The organism is Vibrio sp. 10N.222.46.A1 (genome assembly GCF_041473595.1).
GTDB lineage: Bacteria > Pseudomonadota > Gammaproteobacteria > Enterobacterales > Vibrionaceae > Vibrio > Vibrio tasmaniensis_A.
In genome coordinates this window covers 1-8,339 of record NZ_JBFRSN010000655.1, presented here as the reverse complement: position 1 = coordinate 8,339, position 8,339 = coordinate 1, and the positions used below count along the sequence as shown (strand labels likewise).

Here is an 8,339-nt window from a genome sequence, read left to right as displayed (position 1 = left end):
CAGTCCTTGCTTTTAATGATTTACATCACATTAAACTATCAAATCACGCCAAGAATTTAATTCTTAGTGATACCCCCGTTCAAGTTATCAAAGCTTATGTGGTTCGATGAGTATTGCCTCGCAGCATCGCGGCTTGTAAAATGGTACGACATACATGTTCTTACTCTTAATATGAATCATTTATCATTTTTCTGGCTACCACAAAATAAAGCTCTTCTCCTTAAGGGCCTAGAATCCGAGTTTGCCCAACTTGTTGGACATTCCATCTCAGCGGGAAAAATAACTCTTCCTCCGATTCCTGAGGTTGTACTTAAAATTCAAAAGCTATGTACTCTTGAACCAACAGGCGTCGCCGAAGTTGCCGAGTGCTTACTTGAAGACCCAGGGCTGACAGCAATCGTGATCAGAGTTGCTAACTCAGTTGTCTTCAACAGACGCAATATTACTTGTGTCGATGTTATGACGGCCGTATCGCGTCTTGGTATATTGAGAGTGCGTGACATTGTCACGGCTCAGGCTATTGAACAACTTAAACATTCCGTCAATTTGAGTAAAGAGTGCAACGAGCTATTGGTTCAGAGCGCTTCTGTATCAAAAGAACTCGCCGCAACTATGGTGTTAGTCACTAACCTATTTAAAGAACTATCCCCTACCGAATACCGTTATCTAGAGCATGAAAAGTCACTACTTGTTGGGTTACTTGCAGACATTGGCTTGTTCTGTTTGGTTAGTGAATATCACCTCTACCTAGACAACGGGAACTATTTAGATCACGACATCGCACTGCAAATATTCCAAGGCCAATGTTCAGCAACCAGTAAGTTGGTCCTTAGACGCTGGGGTTTCGACAGCGACTTTATCGATGTGTGCAGCAACACCATTAATAATCACGAAGAGCGCGAGGTGTCTTACCTTGATATTGCGCGAATAGCTAACCACCTACTGATGTTTAGAAACAAGGATGAGAACATTGATGAGCACGAAGTAGAACTAAACGTGACAGGAGCGGAAGTACTTTATAAATTAAGCAACTTGAGCAAACAGGATTTTAATGCAAAGCTAAGTGACGTGATCAATACTAGCGGCTTCTAAGTTACTGTTAAATTGCTAGTAAATGCAATATGAAGTCAATGCAATGGGGAAAGCATGTTTACAGGGATGATCTTTATATTTGCGCCACTCGTCGTGGGGTATCTTTTTTCAATTTCGAACGCTCAGACGCTAGAATTTATCAACCGCTCTACTTCGCGGTTGATCTACGTGATTCTCGCGTTAATGGGACTTAGCTTAGCCGCACTCGATAACCTAGGCAGTAACCTGCAGACAATTCTTCTATACACGGCCACTTTCTTTGTCTGCTTAAGCGTTTGTAACCTAATGGCGCTACCTGCTATTGATAAGTTACTGCCACTCCAGACAGACAGCTGTAATAAGAAACTCCCCCTGTCTTCTATGGCGATGGAGTCTGCCAAACTCATATTAGTGGTCGGTTCCGGCCTTATTGCGGGTTTAGTTTTGCCTATTGGACTTGATTGGGTTGATACCGCGAGTGAATGGATTCTGTTTTTTCTACTGTTCTTTATTGGCATTCAGTTACGCAATAGCGGACTAACACTTCGTCAAATCTTACTCAACAAGCACGGTATGGTAATCGCAATCGCAATCATCACCACCTCAATGCTTGGTGGTATTATTGCGGCTTATATCCTTGATATTCCTTTGTTCAGAGCCTTGGCAATGTCTTCAGGGTTTGGCTGGTATTCTTTAGCCGGTATCTTGATGGGCGACGCCTTTGGTCCTATTTATGGCGGCGCTTCTTTCATGCTTGAGCTGTTAAGAGAGTTAGTTGCTTTAATACTTATTCCTGTGCTGATCCGGAGCTACCCATGCACATCGATTGGTTATGCAGGCGCAACAGCGATGGATTTCACATTACCTGTCATTCAAACCACAGGTGGCGTTCGGTGCGTGCCAGTCGCCATAGTCAGTGGCTTTATCCTCAGCTTGCTTGTCCCGATTTTGATGTTGTTCTTTGTATCTCTTGCTAACTAGATCGCAGGAATAGCGTTTGTTTTAGATTAGAATGCAACTCGAATACCGATGCCCAAGACACCGATACAGTTACCGAAATAAAAAGACACTAAGTGTCATTGCTCAACAAATAATGATCACGGTAATCTGTAACGACAACGTTATAAAAAGAATAAACTTACAAAAGGAACCGCTATGAAACGCCTTTGCGTCGCATTACTGCTAGCTTCAACTTCGACTTTCTCTTTTGCAGCAGATTCAATGTCTGAGACAAATCAGTGCCAAGCAAAAAAATATGATGCGTACATCGACGCCTCTTTAGGTTGGTATGCTGACCTCGCTACATTAACTTCTGAGCAATACCCAGAATTGACAGAAGTAAGCGAGTGGTTCCTAGAAGGTCGTAAGCACCACTTCGAGCTTAATCGCGCTGCGGTAAACTACTACCTTGTGAACGATTCAAGCAAAGTGGCAACAGAGCAACCGGTAGAAGGCTGGCTGCAACTGGAACAACACGACATTAAGACGTTATCAACACGTGATGATGAACTTGGTAGAATTGCGAAAACAACGTTCGACGACCGCCAATCAACACCTCACGCTCAAAACTACGAGCTACGTTCCGCCTTTGCTGAGCTGCTTAGTCACCCTAAGCAAATCGATACAGCACTGCAGCGTTACAACCAGTCGATCGCCAAACTAGAAGCGATTAAGTGTAAATAACCCTTAATTTACTATGCTTTTATGGGAAGTTGGATTTCATAATTAAGACGGGACATTGTTCCCGTTTTCGTTTAGATTATCCCGCTCGCGTCAATATAAGAAAAATAACTCGCTTGCTATGGTTACGGAACAAAAAACAGCAGATGTTAGCTTTGACAGTCTTCTACGTATCTTTACAGTACCAGAAGGCCCAGACTCAACACTCACTCAAATCGAAGACAAACTTTCACGAAACCTGAATCAATTCTTACGTGAACACATTGTGGCTGAAGAAAAGCCATTACGTGAGATTGAGAAAGATTTTTCGAATGCTCATATCCCAGAGCAGCCTGAGTTTGTTTCAGAACATACCGAGCATCTCCTCGATTCTCTTGTATCTCATTCTGTACATACGTCGTCGCCAAGTTTTATTGGTCACATGACGTCTGCGCTACCCTATTTCCTGATGCCGCTGTCTAAAATCATGATTGCGCTAAATCAGAATCTAGTAAAAATCGAGACCTCAAAAGCTTTCACTCCCCTAGAACGTCAAGTTCTGGGTATGTTACATCGCCTGATATATCAGGATAGCGACCAGTTTTATTCTCGCTGGATGCACAGTGCCAACCACTCTTTAGGAGCGTTTTGTTCTGGCGGTACCATCGCGAACATAACAGCGCTTTGGGTTGCACGTAACAACGCGCTAAAAGCACAAGGTTCGTTCAAAGGTGTGGAAAAAGAAGGCTTGTTTAAAGCCATGAAGCACTACGGCTACGAAGGCCTTGCTATCTTGGTTTCTGAACGTGGTCACTACTCTCTGAAAAAAGCAGCGGACGTCCTTGGTATTGGTCAAGAAGGTCTAGTGTCTGTTAAAACAGATAACGACAACCGCATTTGTACGGACGACCTAAGACTCAAGATTGAACAGCTCAAGCAGAATAAGATAAAGCCTTTCGCTGTCATTGGTGTGGCTGGTACAACCGAAACCGGTAATATCGACCCTCTAAGAGACATTGCAGAAGTGTGTGCTGAATCCGATTGTCATTTCCATGTTGATGCCGCTTGGGGAGGTGCGACTCTAATGTCGAACAACCATCGTCACCTTCTTGATGGTATTGAATTGGCTGATTCAGTCACGATTGATGCGCATAAACAGCTTTATATCCCTATGGGTGCTGGCATGGTTTTGTTTAAGAAGCCAGATGCGATGACCGCAATCGAACATCATGCTCAATACATCCTTCGTAAAGGCTCAAAAGACTTAGGTAGTCATACGTTAGAAGGCTCTCGTTCAGGCATGGCAATGTTAGTCTACGCCTCAATGCACATCATCAGTCGCCCTGGGTATGAACTGCTGATCGACCAGAGCATCAATAAAGCGCGCTACTTTGCCGACCTGATTAAAGATCAAAACGACTTCGAACTGGTTTCAGAGCCTGAGCTTTGCCTACTGACCTATCGCTATGTGCCTGGATCAGTCAAAGCAGCACTACTCAAGGCTAAAGCACCAGAGCGTGTTGAACTGAATGAGCTACTGAATGAACTGACCAAGTTTATTCAGAAGAAGCAACGTGAAACGGGCAAGTCTTTCGTATCGCGAACGCGCTTAAACCCCGAAATATGGGCGCATCAGCCAATCATCGTTTTCCGTGTAGTATTAGCAAATCCACTGACGGGCAACGATATTCTCTCTTCAGTGCTTGAAGAACAGCGTGAAATCTCTAAACTAGCACCCAACTTGATGAGTAAAATCACCAAACTGGTTAAGCTAATCAACGCCTAGCCATTCAATTTTAGTTGCATCAAATTGAAAATTTCTTTCTTTTTGATGTAACTTAGCTGTCAGTTCATACTCAATTTGCATTCTTTTTGCTCTAATCCTCTTCCAATTCTGTAGTTTTCTAAAATTTTGTTGAGGTTTGTCATATTCTTAAGCATTGATGCCGTGTTTTTGTATTAGTGAATAGTATCTTGGGTTTATACTGACTCTATGGTGCTAGTTAGCTTGATATCTATTTGATGCAGTAGAATTTACAATACCGAATATAAGTTTGGTTTTGTATTTTCTTATATTTGTTTCAGCCATACCCCCTGGTAAAAGATATTAACTAGCAAGTTGTTCTCTATACCCTTGTGAACACTATGAATACATTAGAAAAAATACAAAAAAACCTGGAAAATTTCAGCAAGTCTGAGCGTAAGGTAGCCGAAGTCATCATGGCTTCCCCTCAAACTGCAATTCATTCTAGCATTGCTACCTTAGCTAAAATGGCTGACGTGAGTGAGCCTACAGTTAACCGCTTCTGTCGTCGTTTAGACACAAAGGGCTTCCCTGACTTTAAACTTCACCTAGCTCAAAGCTTGGCGAACGGTACACCTTACGTGAACCGTAATGTTGAAGAAGATGACGGCCCAGATGCTTACACGCATAAGATTTTTGAATCAACTATGGCTTGTCTAGATGTTGCTAAAAACAGTTTAGACGCGATGCAAGTAAACCGAGCGGTTGACTTACTGACTCAAGCAAAACGCATTTCGTTCTTCGGACTGGGTGCCTCTTCTGCTGTAGCCAAAGATGCTCAAAACAAATTCATTCGTTTCAATATCCCAATCACTTGTTTCGAAGACATCGTGATGCAACGCATGAGCTGCATTAACTGCAGTGATAACGATGTTATTGTTCTGATCTCTCACACTGGCCGCACTAAAAGCCAAGTAGAGATTGCGAACTTAGCTCGTGAAAACGGCGCGACAGTTATCGCTATCACAGCAAAAGACTCTCCGCTAGATAAAGCGAGTTCTCTGTCTATCTCATTGGATGTACCGGAAGACACTGACGTTTACATGCCAATGGCAAGTCGTGTTGTTCAGATGACGGTTATCGATGTGTTAGCAACAGGCTTTACGCTTCGTCGTGGTTCTGGCTTCCGAGAGAATCTGAAGCGAGTAAAAGAGTCACTTCGTGATTCACGTTACGAAAAGTACTCTCAGTTCTAATCTGTTAAGATGTGAGCTTAAGAATTATATTCAATTGAAAAACGGAGCCTAGCGCTCCGTTTTTATTTGTCTGTTTAAATGGGTTTGTGCTGTGATTAATTATAGTGTGTCTAGTTATGCCGAGAGCAGATTGAAGACTGTTAGATAGTCCAGCTATTGCCCTTCTCAACCACGCTGTTCTCAGACGCATAAGAATTGATAATGGTAAAGCTCGACTCAGCAGTAGGCTCTTGCTCAATTTGATTCATTAAAGCTCCCTCATGAAGCCCTTCTACACAACCGCACTTCTCGCAAACCTTCTTCAGAATACGTACGAGCCGTTCTTGGTTCAGCGGTAAAGGGTTCCCTTTAATCGCCACTGATTTGAGCGCGTCGGCTGACACCTCATCAAATTGGGCTTCACAGACACCAAATTCCAGTAAGCTTGGAAGCTTGAGCGTATCCAACACTTCAGACAACCAAGAAATTGCCTCTTCCTCAGTTGCTTCTACGTTACCTGTCACTATCTGAGAAATTCGCTGATAACGCGCTAGGATGTCACATCTCTGCTGCTCCTTCGCAGCAGCTATATTCTCTAACATCACAAATGGTGCTAAACGTGCAGTTATCACACTATGAGGAGCCGAGATTTTGCCACCTAGCGCAGAAGCCAAACCATGCGCAGCGCCAAGTTTGGCGTTAGTTATCGCTATTCCCCCTAACATAGAGGAAAACGCGAGATCAGAACGCGCTTGAGGTTCATCGTAGATACACGCCTGAATGACAGAACCACTCAGCTTACGTAAGCCTTCTTCGCAGATCATATCAGTCAGTGGGTTCGGTTCACCGCACACATAGGCTTCCATTAGATGGGTAAATGCGTCCATAGCACCTCGCCCCGACAAATACAGATTCGTACCATGAGTTAGGGTTGGGTCAACAATCGCAACGTCAGCCAGCATGTCTGGGTTTCTAAGGCTGATTTTCACTTGGTCTTGCCCTGATTTCAGCACCGCGTTTTTAGTGACTTCTGCACCTGTACTCGCTGTGGTTGGAATCGCAATGAACGGAAGCGGTTTGGTTTTAAGAGGGACATTACGCCCAACGACTTCAACATAGTCATACAAATTACCTTGATTAGGTAAAACCGCAGCCAACGCCTTGCCCATATCGATGGCACTACCGCCCCCCATAGCGACAACCATATCTGGCTTAAATCGACGTGCGGAAATAGCAGCCTCCTCAACCATTTTGATATTAGGTTCACCGGAAACGGCAATGTGTTGATAGCGCATACTCTGTGCATCGAGATAGTCAGTAACTATTGAAGTGCGCTCTAATGTATTGCCAGTCACCAATAGCACGCTGTAACCGTATTGATTAAAGAGAGACAATGAAGCGGAGAGTGCTCCATCACCAAAGATGATCTTTGTAGATGTCATAAATTGAAACATGGTGCCTCCTGCGCCTATGACCGAACAAAACTGCGAACTCTTGGTTTTTAGAAAATTGATTTCTGGAAATTGGTCTCTTGGATTTTACATTTGAAATTTGATTTTCGTATTTACAACACAATCTCGGCCCCCCAAATACGAATGCACTAAAACATCATAACGTCAGGCTGCTTACAGAATATGGTTCCATACCTAGATAAAGGATGCCTCGTTCTGCGTTTGATTTTTTTGACAAGGTGCAACTTGTCGCACTAAATATCGACTAAAGTTGCAATCTTAGGGGTAATTCACACACTAATATTGAGGGAAATTCACGATGACAGTGGCCAGTAAACAAGACTCTAGCCTTTTATGATTAATATTTGCGCTGATAGGCAAAACCTATCGTATTAAGAGGCAATTCCATCTTTATTTCCCCATGCCATTGAGGCATAGTTGGTTTTAAGAAATTTTGAGTGGCATTCATAAAAGAATAGTTAACATAAATGAGTTAACGAGCCTCATCCCGTATTTAGGAGAAATTAAATGTTTGTAGTTATTTTTGGTCGCCCTGCTTGTCCATTCTGTGTTCGCGCAAAAGAGCATGCTGAAACTCTTAAAGCTAAACGCGATGACTTCAACTACCGTTACGTTGACATCCACGCTGAAGGCATCAGCAAAGCTGACCTAGAGAAGACTGTTGGTAAACCTGTAGACACAGTTCCACAAATCTTCATCGACCAAGATCACATTGGCGGCTGCACAGAATTTGAAGCATACGCAAAAGAAAACCTAGGTCTTTTCGACTAAGCTGGGATTTCTCAAACGAAAATCGAGGCTAAAGCCTAAACAGCTGATAGATAAAATAGTTAGACTGTATGATTGATATAAAGCCCGCTCATTGCAGCGGGCTTTTTTATGACAATTTTTCAACAGGAGTAAGATTAAGGTCAATATCGAATAAAATTGAAAATAGCACTTATAATTTATTTATATTTAGATACAATTCACTCCTCAAACTGATCCTGTGTTTCACGCTAATTATTGAGCAATCACTGTGAATATCGACGTTGTCTTGCTGTTAAAACAAAACCCCATCCTTCTCATTTTTGTTGTGTTATCTATTGGCCTCGCCATTGGTAAAATTCGTTTCGGTAGTCTCCAACTAGGAAATTCAATCGGTGTTCTGATTACTTC

Annotated in this window: 7 protein-coding genes; 6 read left to right on the top strand and 1 reads right to left on the bottom strand. The window is 42.8% G+C overall.

What is annotated here, in order from left to right:
* Nucleotides 1–171 precede the first annotated feature (171 nt).
* The 5 genes from AB4496_RS17855 to AB4496_RS17835 all read left to right on the top strand — a co-directional run bounded on the left by AB4496_RS17855 (nucleotide 172) and on the right by AB4496_RS17835 (nucleotide 5,730).
* Nucleotides 172–1,092, top strand: coding sequence for an HDOD domain-containing protein (locus tag AB4496_RS17855; RefSeq protein WP_017096721.1), 921 nt, complete (start codon nucleotides 172–174; stop codon nucleotides 1,090–1,092).
* Between the two features lie 54 nt (nucleotides 1,093–1,146).
* Nucleotides 1,147–2,052, top strand: a complete 906-nt coding sequence (locus AB4496_RS17850) for a lysine exporter LysO family protein (protein WP_102258606.1) — start codon at nucleotides 1,147–1,149, stop codon at nucleotides 2,050–2,052.
* Between the two features lie 174 nt (nucleotides 2,053–2,226).
* The gene (locus AB4496_RS17845) at nucleotides 2,227–2,754 is read left to right on the top strand and encodes a hypothetical protein (RefSeq protein WP_009847065.1); all 528 of its coding nucleotides are present in this window, start codon (nucleotides 2,227–2,229) and stop codon (nucleotides 2,752–2,754) included.
* 118 nt (nucleotides 2,755–2,872) lie between these two features.
* Nucleotides 2,873–4,516, top strand: coding sequence for a pyridoxal-dependent aspartate 1-decarboxylase PanP (gene panP / locus AB4496_RS17840; RefSeq protein WP_102258607.1), 1,644 nt, complete (start codon nucleotides 2,873–2,875; stop codon nucleotides 4,514–4,516).
* 359 nt (nucleotides 4,517–4,875) lie between these two features.
* Nucleotides 4,876–5,730 (top strand): MurR/RpiR family transcriptional regulator, encoded by an 855-nt coding sequence (locus AB4496_RS17835; protein ID WP_004734686.1) that lies wholly within the window; start codon nucleotides 4,876–4,878, stop codon nucleotides 5,728–5,730.
* Between the two features lie 140 nt (nucleotides 5,731–5,870).
* On the opposite strand, the gene AB4496_RS17830 is transcribed toward AB4496_RS17835, so the two are convergent.
* Complete coding sequence (locus AB4496_RS17830) at nucleotides 5,871–7,163, bottom strand: iron-containing alcohol dehydrogenase (protein WP_102258608.1); 1,293 nt, start codon at nucleotides 7,161–7,163, stop codon at nucleotides 5,871–5,873.
* A 525-nt stretch (nucleotides 7,164–7,688) separates the two neighbouring features.
* Between AB4496_RS17830 and AB4496_RS17825 the strand changes: the two genes are divergently transcribed.
* The gene (locus AB4496_RS17825) at nucleotides 7,689–7,952 is read left to right on the top strand and encodes a GrxA family glutaredoxin (protein ID WP_009847069.1); all 264 of its coding nucleotides are present in this window, start codon (nucleotides 7,689–7,691) and stop codon (nucleotides 7,950–7,952) included.
* Nucleotides 7,953–8,339: the final 387 nt, after the last annotated feature.

Excerpts from the sequence above, each read along its gene's own strand:
- AB4496_RS17855 (WP_017096721.1), top strand. The coding sequence starts at position 172 with ATGAATCATTTATCATTTTTCTGGCTACCACAAAATAAAGCTCTTCTC.
- AB4496_RS17850 (WP_102258606.1), top strand. The coding sequence starts at position 1,147 with ATGTTTACAGGGATGATCTTTATATTTGCGCCACTCGTCGTGGGGTAT.
- AB4496_RS17845 (WP_009847065.1), top strand. The coding sequence starts at position 2,227 with ATGAAACGCCTTTGCGTCGCATTACTGCTAGCTTCAACTTCGACTTTC.
- panP (WP_102258607.1), top strand. The coding sequence starts at position 2,873 with ATGGTTACGGAACAAAAAACAGCAGATGTTAGCTTTGACAGTCTTCTA.
- AB4496_RS17835 (WP_004734686.1), top strand. The coding sequence starts at position 4,876 with ATGAATACATTAGAAAAAATACAAAAAAACCTGGAAAATTTCAGCAAG.
- AB4496_RS17830 (WP_102258608.1), bottom strand. The coding sequence starts at position 7,163 with ATGTTTCAATTTATGACATCTACAAAGATCATCTTTGGTGATGGAGCA.
- AB4496_RS17825 (WP_009847069.1), top strand. The coding sequence starts at position 7,689 with ATGTTTGTAGTTATTTTTGGTCGCCCTGCTTGTCCATTCTGTGTTCGC.